The sequence below is a fragment of the Paenibacillus glycanilyticus genome, from assembly GCF_023715145.1.
Taxonomy (GTDB): Bacteria; Bacillota; Bacilli; order Paenibacillales; family Paenibacillaceae; genus Pristimantibacillus; species Pristimantibacillus glycanilyticus_A.
This window is the reverse complement of sequence record NZ_JAMBNP010000007.1, coordinates 241,099-258,049: the sequence shown is the minus strand read 5'-3', so window position 1 is coordinate 258,049 and position 16,951 is coordinate 241,099. Positions and strand designations below refer to the sequence as shown.

The following is a 16,951-nucleotide window of genomic DNA, read 5'->3' as shown; positions in this document are numbered from 1 at the left end:
AGGAGAAGAGAATTCATGATCATAGAGGTTATTGCTACAAGCGTGGACGACGTGCTGCAGGCGGAAGCGGGCGGCGCGGATCGCATCGAATTGATAACGGGTCTTCAGGAAGGCGGCATGACGCCAAGCATTGGTCTTATTCGGGAGGCGCTGGCCGCTACGACGCTGCCCGTGCATGTTATCGTCCGTCCTCATAATCGCTCTTATATGTACGATTCCTTTGATATTCGCGCAATGGTGCATGATATTCGGGAGATTCGAAGTCTAGGCGCAGCCGGTGTGGTTATTGGCTCGCTTTCTCCGGACGGTCGCATAGACAAGGAGATTTTGGCGCCTGTGCTGGAAGCGGCTCAAGGCATGAATATTACCTTCAATCGGGCTTTCGACGATGCAAAAGATTTGGATGAGGCACTGGAGGATGTGCTTCAGCTTAACGGCGTTAATCGCCTGCTGACCTCCGGAGGACAGGCTAGTGCCCTGGATGCGTCCGCTAAGATTAAGCAGCTTGCGAATAGGTTGGAGGGCACGCCGGTTATCTTGATGGCGGGCAGCGGCTTGATGCCGGAAGGCATCGCTCAATTCGTCGAGGCGACCGGCGTTTCGGAAATTCATTTCGGACGCGGCGTCCGAACGGTTATGGACGGGATCGTCAGAGTAGATCCGGAGAAAATCCGGCAGATTAGAGGAGCTTTCGGCTAGTGAGGTGGCAGCTATGAATAAGACTACAATGATAGATATCGGAATCGATCTCGGCGGCACGAAGATGCTGGTTGTTCTGACGAACGAGAGCGGATCCGTTATCGCGCGCAGCAAGAAGCCGACGTTTCCTGAGCAGGGCGTTGAAGATACGGTGGCAAGGCTGATCGAGATGGTTGAAGGACTGCTTGATAATGTGTTCCCTTACCGTGAAGCCTGCCGTATCCGCAGTATCGGCGTTGCGGCGGCGGGCATTCTGGAGCCAGCCTCGGGAACGGTCGTGCTGGCGACGAATTTGCGCTGGCGGAATGTGCCGATCAGCTCCATGCTGGAGGAGCGCTTCCGCGCTCCGGTGCGGCTGCTTAATGATGCGAACGCCGCCGCGCTTGGCGAATGGCGGGCGGGGGCGGGAGTCGGAACGAAGGATATGGTGTTCGTTACGGTCTCGACCGGAATTGGCGGCGGGATTGTAAGCGGCAGCCGTCTTATACTCGGGGCGAGCGACAGCGCCGCGGAGCTGGGACATATCAGTATCGACCGCTCCGGACCGTTATGCGCCTGCGGCAATCGCGGCTGCATCGAGATGTACGCGGCAGGACATTCCATTGCCCGAATTGCCAGGGAAGGGATTGCCGGGGGACTCGCTAACGGCGAAGCCATATTGAAGGAAGCTGGAGGAGCTGCGGAAGCGCTGACGGCGGAGCATGTTGCGGCAGCGGCGATAAAAGGCGATAAGTACGCCGGATCGGTTATAGCAAGCGCGGGAAAAGCGTTAGGTCAGGGGATTGTCTCGATTATCCATTTGATCAATCCCAAGCTCGTGGTTATTGGTGGCGGCGTCGCCCGCAGCGGCCGCTTGCTTCTGGAGCCTATGCAGAAAGCCATTCAGGAGCAGGGGATTCCCGGTTTGGTTGGGCAAGTAACGGTTGTACCGGCCATGCTCGGGGAGGATGCTGGAGGAGTGGGGGCTGCCATGTGGCGGCGGTATGAAGAGGAATGTCTGCAGCTGCGCTGATTGAATGCGATAGCGATGAAGGATAGGTATATGAAATAAAAGAAACGGGCGCTGGTTCTATCCAGCGCCCGTTTCTTTGGTTTAGCGTTGAAGCACTCTGGCGATCATCGTTGCAAATTCGGCTCTGGTTATCGCATTGCCAGGTCGGAAATTGCCGTCCGCATACCCCGTGACAATCTTGTTGGCAATCAAGGCGTCGATATAGGCGCGTGACCAGGAATCTGCCTCGACATCCGGGAAAGAGGTATTGCCGCTGCCGCTAAGCTGGAACGCTCTGGCGACCAGGGCAGCCATTTCCGCCCGGTTGAGTTGATCGTCCGGCCGGAATTTGCCATCCGCATAGCCGTTCATGAGTCCCGACTTCTGCGCGGCCCCGATGTATCCGGCAGCCCAGTGCTTGCTAGGCACATCGGCAAAGCTGCTTGTCTGCGATTCTAGACCAAGCTGCAGTGCCAGTACCTTCAATGCCTCGGCACGGGTAATGCCAAGGTCTGGACGGAAGGTGCCATCCGGGTAACCGGACAGAAGTCCCCTTTGAACCAGATAGTCAATGCTGGACTTGGCCCAATGCCCTTCTGTATCGGTAAACGAAATCTCTTCCGGAGTAGGATCCGGTGTTTCGCTGCCTCCCGAAGGCGCTCCGTTGTTATTGCCCGGCGGAGGCGTTGTTGGAGGTGTTGTCGGAGGCGTTGTTGGCGGCGAATAGCTCAGTGCCGGCGCAAAGGTTGTTACCGTGCGGGCGGAGGTTTGCTGCTCCAAGGCGTACCCCATGGCTAAAACATTAGCGTCATCCCAGGCTTTGCCGACCAGCTGCATAGAGATCGAATAACCATTTGGATTCTTGCCTACGGGCACGATAACGGTTGGCAGTCCGACGTTGGAGGTTAACACGCCGGTGCCTCTGTCGGAGCTGAGCTGAGAGGCCGCGCCGTCGTTGTTATATACGTCGCTTATAAAACCTGCATATACAACGCTGTCTACGTCGTATTGATCCATCCAGTCTGCGATGATCCGTTTATAGTTCGTTCTGTAGGTGATGTAATCCTGTACCTGGCTTTCCGTCATGCGCGGACGAACTTGCAAGCTTCTTTGATTGTATAGCAGCACTTTAGGCGAGGCGAGCAGCTCATCGCCATTGGCGTAAGGGAAATTGTCGTGCAGCTCGATGTAGCGTGCCCAGCCCTCGGATCCCGCATTTCCGGCAGGCCTTGTTCCGCCGCCCGGAGGCTCGCTCATTTCGACCATGGTAGCTCCGGCTTTCACCAGATCGTCAAAGTGCTGCTTAACGGCCTCGCCCGTACCGTCATCGGCATAGGAGGAGTTGAATGAGGACGGAATATAGCCGATGCGCTTGCCTTTCAAAGCATCCGGACTGAGAGCGGTCGTCCAATCTTCCGGCCTTTTTGCGTCCGCTTCCTGAGTCAGCATATCCTGCGGATCGGTGCCTGTCGTTGCATTCAGCAAATAAGCCAAGTCGGTAACGGTGCGGGCGATAGGTCCCGCATAATCCTGCCCCCATGTCAGAGGGATTATGCCGCGCGTGCTGGCCATGCCGTCCGTGCCGCGGAAGGCGGTCAAGCTTGCGCCCGTGGTTGGCGCGTAAAGGGATACGCCGGTTTGTGTTCCCATGGCTGCTGCCGCAAAGCTTGCCGCAACGGATACCGCGGAGCCGCCGCTGGAGCCAAACGAGGTTTTCGATGGATAAAGCGCGTTCCAGGTTTGCATCCAGCCGCTTTCGCTGAAGCTGCCGCTGTTGGCGAATTCCGATGTATTGGTCTTGCCGATAATGACGGCCCCTGCTTCTCTCAGCTTCTCAACCTGGTAAGCATCCGCTTTGGGCTGGAAGCCTTCCAGCGCTTTGGAGCCGCCGGTGGTCGGCATATCCTTCGTATCATAAATATCTTTAATGGCAATCGGAATGCCTAACAATGGGCCGGTCTTTCCTTCTCTGCGGGCCTTGTCCGCCGCTCTTGCCTGTTGGAGGGCCGTTTCCGAGATGTGAAGGAAGGAGTGGAAGCCCAGCTGACCCGAATCGTATGCTGCAATGCGATCCAGATAGGCTTGGGTGATCGCCTCGGAGGTTGTGATGCCCTTCTCCATATCGTTCTTCAATTGCGCGATGCTCTTGTTAAACACGTCGTAATTGGAGGTTGTGACCATTGGCGGTGCGGCCGGAGCCGCCGGAATGTCGAGACGCGTAACGTCTGCGCAAGCGGCAGAGTCAAATCCGGTCAGGCTGGAAAGATTCCAGTTGCTAACCGTGCATATCTCTGCGGGAGTCAGGTGCGTGAAGTCGGGGGTTTCCGTCAGTTGATTCAGCGAATCGGCGGCCTGGGTTAATCCGGCTTCGCCTGTTCCTCCGGCCAGCACGTATCTGGCCAGCGATTGGGTATGACCCGGCTCTATCGTCAATTTATGAATAAAACCGTAGAAGTTTGCGTCATTGCCTGAGGTGGCGAGCGGGGTGGCGAAGGGGTTCTGCTGCTGATCGCCGGTGCCTTGCAATGCTCCTTCGAACGGAGCCGGCGAACCAAGAACGACGCCAATCGGACGGTCCGTTGGTCTCGAATTGCCTATCAATGCCCATGAATCATCGGAGGTAATTGCGGTATCTCCGCTGGAGGTTGACTTTACGGCGCCGTAATTTGCATCGGATCCGTAGCCAAGCGATCCGCCGAAGGATACATTGACCGTTACGGGAGTGCTTGTTGTATTTGTGAAAGTGTCGAAGAAACGAACGGTGTTGCTTGCGCTGTTAAGGTAAACATCGCGAGTGATAAGCACATTTCCCAGATTGACGGACCTTGTGGTGTCGAATGTATCATTGCCGTCGAACACAAGTCCGAAGTCTCTCATCAGTTGACCGTTCATCCGAGGAGCGGGCGTAGTGGACACTTGGACGAAAATATTGCCAAATCCCTGTATGGGCGTATTGCTTGCACTGCGAATACTGCCGGTGTCTAGGTTGGGAGCGAACGAATCGTGGATTTCCCAAGCTATTCCGTCCTCGGACGTTAGCCTTGTTAACGCAAAGGCGTTGTTGGACGGAATCACTCCCGCGAAAACCATGGAAAGCGCAAGGGTTCCCGCGAAGACGCATTTTTTACTCCAAGATCGCTTCCCCTCGCGGGGGGCTGCCGATTCTTCGGCAGGCTGACTTTTGTTAAGCGACAAAATGTTTCTAATTTTAAACAATTTACTACAACTCCTTCCATTGAACTTGGTAGAGATTCTATCACCGAGTTAATAGTGCGTCAAGTAATGTGACATATAATAATAGAGAAGATAATATTTTGAATGATTTTGTTGGAATATTGTAAATTTAGGTCACTTAATATAACATATACATTACATATGATTGAAGGGTAGTAGAGGGATGGAAGAAGTGCAGGATAAATCTATGTCGACTGAAAGAATTGCGCGAAGAGATTAAGAGAGTAGCTCGGCCGAACGGATTCGCGAGGTTGAAATTCACGGAGGCGATTATTAAGGCCGCTAAACATTAGAGTGTTTATTTAATTGAAAACACATCGGCATGCGTATTGTGCGACATGACGATGTGTTTTTTCATTCCTACACCAGCGGAATATAAATATCGAGTTCTGAATTCGGGTCCCCGTCACGGTATCGGCCGTCATATAATTCGTAATCGAAGCCGCCGCCTTGAGGGGTGCCGCGAAGCTGCTCGCCCGAGGCGGGGAACCACTCCTTGTAAATATAGTCGAAGGTCTCGCCAAGAATTTCGGTGGAGCCCAGATGAGTGAAGACCGCATACCGCCCGCCGGGAATCGTGAAGCTCGCAATGCCGCTGTCTGACTCCGCCGGGGCAATGGAGACTTCTACGCAAGCCAGGTAAGCGAACACGCCTTCCCGCTCAGAAGCCCCCGGTTCGTACATCTCCAGTCCGTAGCAGAGGTGCTCGTTCAGCTTGTTTGTAATGGCGGACCACTTGGAGCCGAAGGTTTTCCATGCCTTGGCGATATTGCGGTCCTGCGAGGTATTCGTATTGCAAGCTACGCCTGCGACAATGCGATCGGCAAGATAAGCGATTTTAGGTTCTTTCACGGTACAATCCCTCCCTATGAATCGGCGGGGAGAGGCGCCAAACATTCGCTCGAAGGAACGGATGAACGATTCATGGCTTCTATAACCGGAATGGAACGCGGCCTGCGTTCCGTTCACTTGCCTCTGGCGAAGCTCCCGCGCTGCGCCCGCAAGTCTTCGGACGCGGACGTATTGCGCAAATGTCTCGCCGGTCCAAGCCCGGAATAGTCGGTGAAAATGAAACGGCGAATATCCGGACTCGCGGGCGGCGGTTTCTAATGACAACGTATCCTCGAATAAATTTGCAGCCACATACTCCGTAATCTTTTGTGCGGATGATAGCTGTTCTTCCGTCATGCCTCTCACCTCCTGGCTTTAGAGTAACGCACTTTAGCAAGCGGAACTTGATATTTCTTGCTGAACAAGCAGGGCAGGAGATTTAAAAGGGCTTCGAGAATATCTCAAGCATGGAAAGTTGCCGTCTGTCATTTTGCTGCATGAATTGTCAGGTCATTGGAACAACGAAATGCTATGCTCCTTATGAAAGGAGGGGTCGACGTGGATTGGCTTCAACGCATGAACCTGGCCATTGATTATATTGAAGACCGCCTAGAGGATGATATTGAATACGAGCAGCTCGCCAAAATCGCTTTATGCTCGGTCTATCAATTCCAGCCCATGTTCTCGTTTGTGCTTGGAATCCCCTTATCCGAATATATAAGGCGCAGATGGCTTGGTATCGTATCGAGGAAGAGAAGTAGCTATAAAAAATACATCGCCATGGGCTATGGATAGCCTGGCGATGTATTTTTTAGTTAGAGCGCTACTTATGCCGCTAGTACGGCAATCAGCGCCAATAATGCAGGCAGTCCCTGAACGAGCAGGATCGACCGCTTCGCCGTCAATCCTCCGTAAATCGCGGCTGCGAGGACGCAGGCGAGGAAGAATAGTTGCAGCTGGTGCCCAATCGCGGCATCGGGATGAATAAGCCCCCAGAAGAGACCCGCTGCCAAGAAGCCGTTGTACAAGCCTTGGTTGGCGGCAAGCGATTTGGTCGCTTCCGCGAACGCCTTCTCCGTTCCGAATGCTTTCCTTGCTCTCGAAGAAGTCCACAGGAACATTTCCAAGATCAAGATATACACATGCTCAATGGCGACAATCGCCGTTAAAATATCTCGGACAATATGCATAGTTGTCTGACACTCCTTTATTAATGAATTGCGCACAATCTATTAGACAAGATTATACATGAATTGCTCCTTTTGCATAAGATATTTTTGGGCGAGATCGATTTCAATCTAGAATGAAAATGAAGTTTCATTGTATAGTGGTAAATAATACAAATAATTGTAGGGGGATTGTCGGATGAATCAAAGATACCGCAGGCGCAACACGCCTGCCTTCACGGCGGCTTCATACCTTGCGCTAGGCGCGGGCCTTTTCCTGTTCTGTCTGGGCATCTATAACGCGGATTGGGAGTTGAACGTGAAAGGGTATTACCTGCTGTGCATGGTATTGATTACGATTAGCTGTATCGTGGTACAGAAGGTTGTCCGCGACAACGGAAGATAAAGAAATGCGATTGGATAACCCCAAGCACCGGATGAGGAATACGCAAGCTTTTACCATTGTGGCTGTTGTCGGGCTGATTATCGGCTATGCGATGTTCTTAATTGGTCTTTACAATGCGACATTCGAATTGAATGTAAAAGGATATTATATTGCCGTCATTTTGCTGATATCCTATAGCGCGATTGGCGTTCAGAAGGTCACGCGGGATAACGCGGAGGACAACGAGATTATTGCGGAGCAAGATGCCAGCCGAGAGATTAGAGGTTAAATAGCTGAATACAATGAAGGGCCAGAATTTCTCGCGAGCGGAGGATTCTGGCCTTTTTCAACGTTGCCTTCTTTAAGTGACGAGCAGCTCTAACGGTAAAAAAGCATAATCCCCGTTCCGGAGTATGCCGCCTTTGCGAACGGGAATGGGATGCTTGAAGAGGGGGCCGTCGATTACGGTGGTATGGAATTCGCCGCCTTCTCCGCACGGGTCGATTCCGCGAGCCTGCAGCTCCTTGATGTAATCGTGGGTTAATATTCGTCCCAAATCCTCTTCCTTCATCCCAAGCGATAAATTCACCGTGACGAGCATGGATATAAATCCGAGATTAATAAACTCATCGACAGCCTCTTGATGATCCGTTTCCCATAGCGGCATTCCGAGCTTTAGGCCGGCGATTCGGGTAACCTTGTCATGCCAGCAGTCTTCGATAGACATATCCAAGTCCCCCGTAACTAATGCTTCCGCGCCTTGCCGTTTGGCCTGTTCCAGGAGGATGATGAATTTGCTCTCGTATTCTTCCCAGCTTGCAGCCGCTGAATAGACGGGCAGGCCGATTGATTCGGCCTGGGCGCGGATAAGCTCCGGAGGCATGCCGTGGGATCTGGAGCGTTTCCCTTCTTCCTCCATCATGACGATAAGTCCAATCGCTTCTCCAACCTTCATTGACTTATACAGCGCCAGGACGCTGTCCTTTCCTCCGCTAAAAGAAGCTATGAATCTATGCCCGTGGGCGCCGGTTTTCCAATTCGCCTTTTCTTCCATTCCGATCGTTCCTCCTTGTTGGTCATGCTGCTCTGTGAATTGTAACATGCGACAGCGTCAGTCGACAGTCAGTGAATCATCAGTCGACAGGCTTCGAGCAGAATGTATAATTTATTTATAAGGTACAGATGGCGGTGATGGATATTTTATACGTAATTGCTTTTTTGCTCTCCTTTGTTACGGTACTCGTGTTAATTCCTCCTTTCAGCAAGCTTGCGTTTAGAATCGATTTTGTGGACAAGCCCAGAAAGGATGTCGAGCGCAAGCTGCACCGGAAGCCAATTCCGCTTACGGCCGGTTACGCGATTTTTATCGGCTTCTTTGTGGCCTACCTGGCCGTGGTTCGGGACTTCTCCATGGAGACGGGGGCTATTTTTCTGGGCGGAGTCCTGCTGCTGGCCATAGGTACGGTTGATGATTGGTACAAGACCAAAGGGAAGGATTTTCCCGCGCTGCCCAAGCTGATCGTTCAACTCTCCGCAGCCGTATTGGTGTACGCCGCAGGTGTTGTGTTTACCGGCTTTGTTAATCCGTTTTCCGGCGAGTATATTGAGCTTCCCGTTATCTTGCAGTTTATTCTGACAACGCTTTGGATCTTTGGGGTCACGACGGTCATTAACTTCTCGGATGGACTGGACGGACTAGCGGGCGGGTTGTCCGCGATATCCGCAATGACCTTGTTTATAGTGGCGTTAGCGATGGGGCAGTCGAACTCGGCCAGCATGGCGATTATTTTGGTAGGCATAACTTTAGCGTACTTAAGATTTAATAAACCTCCGGCCAAAATATTTATGGGCGATGCGGGAGCTACCTTCCTTGGGTTCTTGCTCGCTGTTATTTCGCTGGACGGGGCTTTCAAGCAAGCTACGGCTCTCTCTATTTTCATTCCGATTCTTGCATTGGGCGTACCGATCTTCGACAATCTGTATGTCATGCTCAAGCGGTTCCTGCAAGGCAAGGCCATCTATCAGGCAGACGCGAGTCAGGCTCATTACCGTTTGCTGCGGGCGGGACTTAACCATAAGCAGGCGCTAATGGTACTGTGCTTGATGGGCACTTGCATGGGCTTGTCCTCTATTATTCTGATGCTGGTGCAAATATAAAGGCAAGGCCGGTACGCCCTTCGGGTGTGCCGGCCTTTTTGTTGCGATGTGTGTTTCTGTGTTATTCTGATAGGAGCACTGAAATTTGCAGTCCGTATTCTTATTGGGGGAGTATTCATGCTTGTACATGACCGGCATCAACAAATCATGCAGCTGCTTCATGAATTTCAATCGGTCAAAACGGCTGATTTAATAGCGCGGTTTGGCGTTTCATTCGAAACGATCCGAAGGGACATGGAATATTTGGAGCAGGAGGGTTTCTTGAAGAGGGTTCATGGAGGGGCGACCCTGCCTGCCATCGATTATCGGAAAGAGCTGCCTTTTACCGTGCGGGAGATGAAGAGACATCCCGAGAAACGCGAGCTGGCCGTAACTGCTCTCCGCTATGTGGAAGAAGGGCAATCCCTGTTCCTGGACGTCAGCACCACGAATACCGAATTTGCCAAGGCGCTGACGGGTCATTTCGAGCGTTTGACGATATTAACCAATTCGTTTCAGATTGCTTCGATTCTTATGGCTAAACCGCAGTTCACGATCATCTTTATCGGAGGGGTCATGCGCAATTCGGAACAATGCGCGGTTGGAGATTTCGCGGAGTCGTTCGTCTCCCAGTTCCATGCCGATCTTTTCTTCATGAGCGTTAGCGGCATTTCTCTGACCGAGGGCTTAACGGATTATGGGATAAGCGAGATTCAATTAAAGAAGACAATGCTGGAGCGGACGCGGCGGGTCATTGTGCTTGCGGACAGCAGCAAGTTTGACGCCGTATCCCTTACGCCGGTATGCGGATTAGATAGAATTGAACGGATTATTACGGACTCCGGGCTTGGTCCGGACATCCTGGAGCGATACAAGGAAGCCGGGATCGCCGTTGAGTATCATAGCTAAATAGATGGAAGAAGAGCCTTCTCAAGAAGGTTCTTTTTTTATGCTTCGTTTCAATTGACAGGGTGAATCGCGCATGCTAACATTTGCATAAAGTTGTATTTATGTGTGTTTGTGTGTGTTATTTGAAAGTTTATCTTATATAGGTGAGGAGGGTTAGTCATTTCGCTTGCGGTGCTATTGGTATTGGGATCCGGCGTGATGCACGCCATCTGGAATTTGTTGACGAAGAAGAGCGGAAATAAGCAATTGTTTTTGTTCCTGATCTATATACCTGCCACTTTGCTGCTTCTCCCCGGTTTTATTGCGGAGCTCGTCTCCGCCCAAGTACCGTTGTCGGGGTATCTGATGTTAGGGTTGTCTTTGCTCATACAAGGGGGGTATGCCTACTTCTTATCCAGTTCCTTGACCCATGGCGACCTGTCTCAGGTGTATCCCATGATGAGAGGCATCGCAACCTTCTTGCTGCCTATGTGCGGGGTCGTTTTCCTGAAGGAACGGTTATCGGTCTGGGGCTGGCTGGGGCTTGGATTAATTGCTTTGGGATTCTTTCTGTTAAGCGAGCTCTATAGAAGGAAGCAGCGACTTCAGGTTTCGAAGAAAGTATTGCTGTATGTCATAGCCGTGGGATTCTGCACGATGGCTTATGTCATGGTGGACAAAGTAAACCTGCGGCATTTTTCCCCGAATGTCTTGCTTGAGGTATCGAATATCGGATTTATGTTGGGGCTTGTTCCGTTTATCCCATTCCGGAAAATAAGCTTGGCGGGAGAGGTTAGAGCGCATGGCAAGCTGCTGGCGGCAGGAGCGATTCTGTCCCCCGGCTCTTATTTACTGTTTCTGTTTGCCATGAGCATGTCGCCGCTGACCTACGTGGCGCCGCTTCGGGAGATCGGAACCGTATTTGGCACACTCATGGGAGTGTGGCTCTTGAAGGAAGGGAAAGGCGCTTTGCGGCTCGTATCGGCCAGTATCATCTTTACCGGTATCTTGCTTGTAGGCATGTTGGGCATATAGGTGACGGACATTATTACAGCGAAGGAAGAGGGTCTGGGAGATGCGGGATGAAGAGAGCAAGGAACGGAAGGGGAACGTACGGCTTCAATTTCAGGTGATTACCGACACGCATGTGAGAACGGATTCCGGACATGCGCATAACGCTAATCTGGCAAGAGCGCTTGAGGATATCCGGCGGGCGGCTCCAAGCAGCGACGGCATTATGCATGTGGGCGACATAACGGATCAAGGGCATGAAGAGGAATATGCGGAGTTTAACAAGATATGGAGAGAGCATGGTGCCGGACTGCCAACCGCTTATTATGCTTCCGGTAATCATGATGTCGGCGGGGGGCATTGGCCTTCGCGTCTGAAAGCTTATTTGGATGCTACGGAAATGAATGGTCCCTATCACGAGCATTGGGTGAAGGGGTATCTCTTTATTTTCCTGGGAACCGAGGAGGGGCTGGAGCTGTTCTCGTCCTTATCGGAGAAGCAGCTGTCCTGGCTGGACGGCAGGTTAGCGGAGAGTAGAAGTCTGAAGCTTCCTGCCTTCGTCTTTCTGCATCAACCGCTCAAGGACACGGTCGCGGGCTCCCATGAGTCGCAGAAGTGGTATGGGGTTACACAGGATGAGGCGCTTAAGGAAGTGTTGTCCAAGCACAGGCATGCCGTCCTGTTTACCGGGCATACGCATTGGGAGCTGGAGGCGCCGCATACCTTGTTTGACGATCAACAGCTGCCCAGAATGTTTAACGCGGCATCGGTTGCCTATTTATGGACGGATGAAGACGAGCATAAAGATGGGAGTCAGGGGCTGTTCGTCGAGGTTTATGAAGACCGTATCGTAGTCAAGGGGCGTGATTTCGCCGCGGGCGAGTGGCTCGAGAATGTCCGGTATGAATGGGAAATCCTGGAGCATCCGTAAGTTGAGTATGCCGGTGAAGCTAGACAGAGCGCAGCAGGGTGAATGCTGACGCTCTGTCTTTTTTATGCTCCGGGTTAACAGTCGCGAGTCGCGGCGGGGATGGCGCCCCATGCGTCGGGGCTCACGTCGCGGATATGTGTCGCAAACGTCCAGGGATGACCTTGTGGATCTTGAACCGTGTATTGCCGCTCCCCGTACTCGGTATCGAAAAGCTCCTCCAAGATGACGGCTCCGCCGGATCTCGACTGCTCGCGATGGGCATCGACATTTTCTACAAAAATCATCAGAGACTGCGTGGAGTGTCCCAGCTTGTTCGGACTCGTTGACGTTCTTCCCGGACTTTTAAGCATAACCCATGCCTCGCCGAGATAAATCATTGCTCCATGGAGCGTTCCGTCTGGCAGCTTGAAGCGATAATATTCTGAGAAGCCCAACGTTGATGTCAGCCAATTAAGCGCAGCGGCAACGTCTTCATAGAAGACTTGCGGAAGAAGATGGCTTGGCGGTACGGAGCGGTTTGCAACCATGGCATAAGCCTCCTGCAGATTGGTTTTATTTAAGTATAAATCATGACTTTTAATTCTGCATTACGATAGAGGTTCATATTCTGATCAGAAGAACATTTGAGCTAAATCCTCGGTCCTCCCCCGCTCTCCGTCCTTTACAGTAATCCTTCTAAAATACTAGCAAAATAACCGTATCGGGTAAATGGCAGGCGCGAACCATGAGGCTTATAGAATCATTGAAATGTACATGATGGGATGTGCGTCGGCCCGGCAAAATGGAGCGCTGCCGCGATATGTGGAACGCCTTCAGCAGACGGGGCGCGGCGACGCCGTGCCGGAGCTGATCCGCAGGCATAATCGGGAAATGAAAGAGCAACGCAAGCCGTAAACAGAAAGGCCGCACCATCAGTCAATGAAAGTTGACGATGATACAGCCTTTTTATCTGTCGAGAAACCTCTAATTTAATAAGCCTCGACCTTTGATGCGCTCCTGCTGAAATCATGGCCGGACGGGTTCTGGAAAACCTGCAGTCCGAATTCGGGCGCAACGGCCAGAATATGGTCGAACAGATCGGACTGAACGCCTTCGTACACGGCCCAGTTGATATCGTTTGTGAAGGCGTAAATTTCGAGTGGGAGACCGTTCTCGCCGGGGGCGAGCTGTCTGACGATCCTCGTCATGCCTTTATGGATTTTTGGATGCTGCTCGATATACCGCTCAATATACGCGCGGAACACGCCGATATTCGTCATCGCCCTGCCGTTCACCGGAACGGTATGGTCGATATCGTGCTCCAGGTTGTAATAGCTGATTTCCTTCTCCTTATCGAGAATATAATCGGCCAGCAAATGAATCCTCTTGAACTTCTCGATCATGGCAGGCGTGCAAAATCCGATGCTGTTCATATCGAGGTACACCGCGCGTTTGATCCGGCGGCCGCCGGCATCCTGCATGCCCCGCCAGTTCTTGAACGAGTCGGAAATGAGAGCATATGAAGGGATAGTGGTGATGGTTTTATCGAAGTTTTGAACCTTCACCGTGTGCAGGGAAATATCGATGATATCTCCGTCCGCTCCGTACTTGGGCATTTCAATCCAATCGCCTACCTGGACCATATCGTTGGTCGACAATTGGACGCCCGCAACCAAGCCAAGCAGCGAATCCTTGAAGATCAGCAGCATAACGGCGGACAATGCGCCGATTCCGCTTATAAGAATAACGGGGCTTTCGCCAATCAGGTTCGAGATCGCCAGAATCCCGCCGATAATGAACAGAAAAATTTTGACGACCTGAACGTACCCTTTGATGGGGCGGCTCCTGGAAATGTCGAACGTTCTATAAATATCGTTGACCGCGTTCAGGAAGGCATCCAGCACGAGGAGCGCTACGATAATGAGATAAACGGTTATTCCTTTGTGAATGAGCGATTGGTAAGACGAGAAGCTGAATGAAAAGTAATACAGGATAATGGCAGGGACGATATGGGACAGCTTATGGAAAACCTTGCGCTCCAGCAGGTAATCGTCCCACTGGTAACGGTTGTTCCGGATGTAATGGGTGACGACGCGAAGCACAATCTTCTTGGTTACGAAGTTTGCCGCTACGCTGACGATTCCGACGATGACCACAAGAATGATATTGGCCAGATAGACGGCCAGCTCGGTGTTCATTCCCAACTCTACAAGCAATTCTTTAATGTAATTCATTACTCCTCCTTCATGAAGCAGCGCCCCTTAACGGAGCGTTTCCTTTTAAAGATGGTACTGAAAGCCAGTCTCCCCGTCAACCAAAGCAGCCCTTACAATAAAATACAAACCGTCAGGGAGTGGCCGCTCATGAAGGAATAGGTGAAATTATAATATAATGAATATATTTTATTTTGACATATTAGATTTAAGGATAATATATTGGATGTAGTTGGAATGACTGAAGGCCAGCTGACTACGGGTTAGGGAGTGAATCGTGCATGAATCTATCTATTATTCAACCGGAATGGAAAGTAGAAAAGATCGAGGTTGCAACTCTTACGGGCGAACGCGCAAGAAGCGCGGGATCCAATGGCAGGCTTGGAGATCATGGCAAAAGCTGTTCGGTGCGCATCGCCCGAATGACGATTGACGGGCAGGTTGGCTTTGGTCACTCGGGGGCATTAACGGAGGAGTTGGCGGAAGCGGTTGTTGGGAAAAGCCTGCTCGAGCTGTTCGACGAGAATGGCAGAGTGCTTGAGCCGTACCGCATTCCGCTGGAATACCCGATTCTGGACTGGCTGGGCCGCAGACAGAATACCCCCGTCTATGAATTAGTATCCACATCGAGCCGCGTGCCGGGCTCTCCGCTTGTTGTGCCTTGTTATGATACATCCCTTTACTTTGACGATCTGCATTTGCAAGATGAACAGGACGCGGTGGCGCTCTTGAAGGAGGAAGCCCAGCAGGGCTTCGACAAAGGCCATCGGAACTTCAAGATCAAGGTTGGCCGCGGAGGCAGGCATATGCCGATTGCGGAAGGCACGAAGCGGGATATCGCCATTATTCACGGTGTCGCCGAGGTTGCCGGTCCGGAGGGGCGGATCATGATAGACGCCAACAATGCTTACAATTTGAATCTGACCAAGGAAGTGCTGGCCGCCGTCTCTGATGTGAATCTGTATTGGATTGAAGAGGCCTTTCATGAGGACGATGCCTTGTATGCCGATTTAAAGGCGTGGCTCCGAGAACGCGGGCAAAACGTATTGATTGCGGATGGAGAGGGTCTTGCATCTCCCCATCTCGTTAACTGGGCAAAGAAAGGTCTTGTCGACGTGCTGCAATACGACATCATCTATCCGGGCTTCACGCATTGGCTGGAGCTTGGCGCGCAGCTAGATCAGGCGGGACTGCGTTCCGCGCCGCATTGTTACGGCAATGCATACGGCATCTACGCCTTAGGACATATTGCCACGGCCATTAAGAACTTTGAATTCGTCGAATACGACGATATCGCCATCGAAGGCATGGATGCGTCCGCTTATCAGGTTGAGAACGGCCTGTTCCATGTCCCGAATAAGGCTGGCTTTGGCCTCGATTTTGACGAGGAGCTATTTGCAAGACGGGTTCTGGCCAGCGGCTGGAGCCGTTAAGCTTGCCCTATAGGACACTCAATATCCGAAGCATCAGCTTGTAAGAAAGACTGGGCGGGGATATCTGATTGACTGTTCCGGTTAGATAGATATCCTTCAAAGGCGAATAATAAGCGAAGGCTCCGGATAAGCCGGAGTGTCCGATCAATTCCGGCTGTGCCTTAACCGGCGAGAGGATTCTCGGAAGCTTGAATCTTGCGATGCCTATCCCATACTGCAGCGGGAAGAAGATTTTATTCCAATTGGTACAGATCGTTGAGATAAGACCCGGGGAATAGTTCTCCCTCGAAAAAAGCCCGCAGAAACCGCATCAGCTCATCGGCTGTTGAGACGATGCCCCCGTCGGGGCCGAACGAAGCCATGGCAAGCGGGATATGGAGGGGGGATTCCTTGTAGTAAAGAGGCTGAGGGGTTTGATCTTGCCTGTCTGTGTACATATAGGTACGGGATAAGGACAAAGGCTTGTAGATATATTCCTTAAATACGTCATTTAGGGGATGCTTCGTTACGATCTCTATTATTCTTCCGAGTAATTGATAGTTGGTGTCTGAATATAAAGCCTTCCCTTTTGTGCCGGGCGAGAATCTTGGCTTCATCCGTTTAACCTCTTCAATCACGCTATCGAGCGACCATGCTTGATCGTGTCCGGCCATGAGGCTGTCTTCCAGACTTCGGCCGCCCTTTCCTTTCTGCTGGAAATAATCGGGCAGACCCGTAGTGTGCGCCATTAACTGCTCGATGGTAAGCTCGTCGGAATAATCGATGCCCTGATAGTGATGGATGCCGGAGATCCTATTCTTGTCCAGATACAGGCTGACCTTATCGGTCAGCCTGATTTTGTCTTGCTCTCGTAGCCTCAGCAGCACGGCGGTGATGTAAAGCTTGGTTGTGCTGGCGATAAAGAACGGGCTCGCGACGTTCATATTGCCGGCCGCTCCGTTCCATGAAAGCTGCCGGTTGCCGGCTTCAACCCGCATAACCGCCCCGAAGATCCGCTTGTTATCTACCGCTGATCGAATGAGACGATCCAGATTTTGTACGCGTTGCGTCATTA

General features: G+C 51.8%; 18 protein-coding genes. 11 read left to right on the top strand and 7 right to left on the bottom strand.

Going from position 1 to position 16,951, the window contains the following annotated elements:
• Window positions 1-15 precede the first annotated feature (15 nt).
• Entirely contained in the window at window positions 16-699 is a 684-nt protein-coding gene (locus tag M3194_RS20450; protein WP_251655935.1) for a copper homeostasis protein CutC, read from the top strand.
• 13 nt (window positions 700-712) lie between these two features.
• Window positions 713-1,711 (top strand): ROK family protein, encoded by a 999-nt coding sequence (locus M3194_RS20445; RefSeq protein ID WP_251655934.1) that lies wholly within the window; start codon window positions 713-715, stop codon window positions 1,709-1,711.
• A gap of 81 nt (window positions 1,712-1,792) precedes the next feature.
• Here the strand turns inward: M3194_RS20445 and M3194_RS20440 are convergent, their stop codons facing one another.
• Entirely contained in the window at window positions 1,793-4,906 is a 3,114-nt protein-coding gene (locus tag M3194_RS20440) for an amidase family protein (protein WP_251655933.1), read from the bottom strand.
• A gap of 378 nt (window positions 4,907-5,284) precedes the next feature.
• Window positions 5,285-6,112 carry an AraC family transcriptional regulator gene (locus M3194_RS20435; protein ID WP_251655932.1) on the bottom strand — a complete coding sequence of 276 codons (828 nt, stop codon included), beginning with the start codon at window positions 6,110-6,112 and terminating at the stop codon, window positions 5,285-5,287.
• A gap of 201 nt (window positions 6,113-6,313) precedes the next feature.
• Between M3194_RS20435 and M3194_RS20430 the strand changes: the two genes are divergently transcribed.
• On the top strand, window positions 6,314-6,550 hold the full coding sequence (locus M3194_RS20430; RefSeq protein ID WP_251655931.1) for a hypothetical protein: 237 nt from the start codon (window positions 6,314-6,316) through the stop codon (window positions 6,548-6,550).
• Between the two features lie 32 nt (window positions 6,551-6,582).
• On the opposite strand, the gene M3194_RS20425 is transcribed toward M3194_RS20430, so the two are convergent.
• Window positions 6,583-6,945, bottom strand: coding sequence for a DUF1304 domain-containing protein (locus M3194_RS20425; RefSeq protein ID WP_251655930.1), 363 nt, complete (start codon window positions 6,943-6,945; stop codon window positions 6,583-6,585).
• Window positions 6,946-7,120: 175 nt separating this feature from the next.
• Between M3194_RS20425 and M3194_RS20420 the strand changes: the two genes are divergently transcribed.
• The gene (locus M3194_RS20420; RefSeq protein WP_251655929.1) at window positions 7,121-7,327 is read left to right on the top strand and encodes a YiaA/YiaB family inner membrane protein; all 207 of its coding nucleotides are present in this window, start codon (window positions 7,121-7,123) and stop codon (window positions 7,325-7,327) included.
• Window positions 7,328-7,331: 4 nt separating this feature from the next.
• Window positions 7,332-7,595, top strand: a complete 264-nt coding sequence (locus M3194_RS20415; protein ID WP_251655928.1) for a YiaA/YiaB family inner membrane protein — start codon at window positions 7,332-7,334, stop codon at window positions 7,593-7,595.
• A 72-nt stretch (window positions 7,596-7,667) separates the two neighbouring features.
• Here the strand turns inward: M3194_RS20415 and M3194_RS20410 are convergent, their stop codons facing one another.
• Window positions 7,668-8,360: a Dph6-related ATP pyrophosphatase gene (locus M3194_RS20410; RefSeq protein ID WP_251655927.1), complete on the bottom strand. Its 693-nt coding sequence runs from the start codon at window positions 8,358-8,360 to the stop codon at window positions 7,668-7,670.
• Between the two features lie 128 nt (window positions 8,361-8,488).
• Here M3194_RS20410 and M3194_RS20405 point away from each other — a divergent pair, with 128 nt between their 5' ends.
• The 4 genes from M3194_RS20405 (at window position 8,489) to M3194_RS20390 (ending at window position 12,272) form a co-directional block, all read left to right on the top strand.
• Window positions 8,489-9,463, top strand: a complete 975-nt coding sequence (locus tag M3194_RS20405) for an MraY family glycosyltransferase (RefSeq protein WP_251655926.1) — start codon at window positions 8,489-8,491, stop codon at window positions 9,461-9,463.
• 117 nt (window positions 9,464-9,580) lie between these two features.
• Window positions 9,581-10,351: a DeoR/GlpR family DNA-binding transcription regulator gene (locus tag M3194_RS20400; RefSeq protein WP_251655925.1), complete on the top strand. Its 771-nt coding sequence runs from the start codon at window positions 9,581-9,583 to the stop codon at window positions 10,349-10,351.
• A gap of 171 nt (window positions 10,352-10,522) precedes the next feature.
• Window positions 10,523-11,365, top strand: coding sequence for an SMR family transporter (locus tag M3194_RS20395; RefSeq protein WP_397334369.1), 843 nt, complete (start codon window positions 10,523-10,525; stop codon window positions 11,363-11,365).
• A gap of 40 nt (window positions 11,366-11,405) precedes the next feature.
• Entirely contained in the window at window positions 11,406-12,272 is an 867-nt protein-coding gene (locus M3194_RS20390) for a metallophosphoesterase family protein (RefSeq protein WP_251655923.1), read from the top strand.
• A gap of 74 nt (window positions 12,273-12,346) precedes the next feature.
• Here the strand turns inward: M3194_RS20390 and M3194_RS20385 are convergent, their stop codons facing one another.
• Complete coding sequence (locus M3194_RS20385) at window positions 12,347-12,799, bottom strand: VOC family protein (protein WP_251655922.1); 453 nt, start codon at window positions 12,797-12,799, stop codon at window positions 12,347-12,349.
• A gap of 226 nt (window positions 12,800-13,025) precedes the next feature.
• Here M3194_RS20385 and M3194_RS20380 point away from each other — a divergent pair, with 226 nt between their 5' ends.
• On the top strand, window positions 13,026-13,166 hold the full coding sequence (locus tag M3194_RS20380) for a hypothetical protein (protein WP_251655921.1): 141 nt from the start codon (window positions 13,026-13,028) through the stop codon (window positions 13,164-13,166).
• 74 nt (window positions 13,167-13,240) lie between these two features.
• Here M3194_RS20380 and M3194_RS20375 read toward each other — a convergent pair whose 3' ends face one another.
• Window positions 13,241-14,485, bottom strand: coding sequence for a mechanosensitive ion channel family protein (locus M3194_RS20375; RefSeq protein ID WP_251655920.1), 1,245 nt, complete (start codon window positions 14,483-14,485; stop codon window positions 13,241-13,243).
• 260 nt (window positions 14,486-14,745) lie between these two features.
• Here M3194_RS20375 and M3194_RS20370 point away from each other — a divergent pair, with 260 nt between their 5' ends.
• Window positions 14,746-15,897: an enolase C-terminal domain-like protein gene (locus M3194_RS20370; RefSeq protein ID WP_251655919.1), complete on the top strand. Its 1,152-nt coding sequence runs from the start codon at window positions 14,746-14,748 to the stop codon at window positions 15,895-15,897.
• 233 nt (window positions 15,898-16,130) lie between these two features.
• Here the strand turns inward: M3194_RS20370 and M3194_RS20365 are convergent, their stop codons facing one another.
• Window positions 16,131-16,949, bottom strand: coding sequence for a serine hydrolase domain-containing protein (locus tag M3194_RS20365; RefSeq protein ID WP_251655918.1), 819 nt, complete (start codon window positions 16,947-16,949; stop codon window positions 16,131-16,133).
• Window positions 16,950-16,951 lie beyond the last annotated feature (2 nt).

Coding starts and splice junctions, on each gene's coding strand:
- M3194_RS20385 (WP_251655922.1), bottom strand. CDS start 12,799: ATGGTTGCAAACCGCTCCGTACCGCCAAGCCATCTTCTTCCGCAAGTC.
- M3194_RS20425 (WP_251655930.1), bottom strand. CDS start 6,945: ATGCATATTGTCCGAGATATTTTAACGGCGATTGTCGCCATTGAGCAT.
- M3194_RS20445 (WP_251655934.1), top strand. CDS start 713: ATGAATAAGACTACAATGATAGATATCGGAATCGATCTCGGCGGCACG.
- M3194_RS20405 (WP_251655926.1), top strand. CDS start 8,489: ATGGCGGTGATGGATATTTTATACGTAATTGCTTTTTTGCTCTCCTTT.
- M3194_RS20415 (WP_251655928.1), top strand. CDS start 7,332: ATGCGATTGGATAACCCCAAGCACCGGATGAGGAATACGCAAGCTTTT.
- M3194_RS20400 (WP_251655925.1), top strand. CDS start 9,581: ATGCTTGTACATGACCGGCATCAACAAATCATGCAGCTGCTTCATGAA.
- M3194_RS20375 (WP_251655920.1), bottom strand. CDS start 14,485: ATGAATTACATTAAAGAATTGCTTGTAGAGTTGGGAATGAACACCGAG.
- M3194_RS20435 (WP_251655932.1), bottom strand. CDS start 6,112: ATGACGGAAGAACAGCTATCATCCGCACAAAAGATTACGGAGTATGTG.
- M3194_RS20420 (WP_251655929.1), top strand. CDS start 7,121: ATGAATCAAAGATACCGCAGGCGCAACACGCCTGCCTTCACGGCGGCT.
- M3194_RS20365 (WP_251655918.1), bottom strand. CDS start 16,949: ATGACGCAACGCGTACAAAATCTGGATCGTCTCATTCGATCAGCGGTA.
- M3194_RS20370 (WP_251655919.1), top strand. CDS start 14,746: ATGAATCTATCTATTATTCAACCGGAATGGAAAGTAGAAAAGATCGAG.
- M3194_RS20450 (WP_251655935.1), top strand. CDS start 16: ATGATCATAGAGGTTATTGCTACAAGCGTGGACGACGTGCTGCAGGCG.
- M3194_RS20390 (WP_251655923.1), top strand. CDS start 11,406: ATGCGGGATGAAGAGAGCAAGGAACGGAAGGGGAACGTACGGCTTCAA.
- M3194_RS20380 (WP_251655921.1), top strand. CDS start 13,026: ATGATGGGATGTGCGTCGGCCCGGCAAAATGGAGCGCTGCCGCGATAT.
- M3194_RS20410 (WP_251655927.1), bottom strand. CDS start 8,360: ATGGAAGAAAAGGCGAATTGGAAAACCGGCGCCCACGGGCATAGATTC.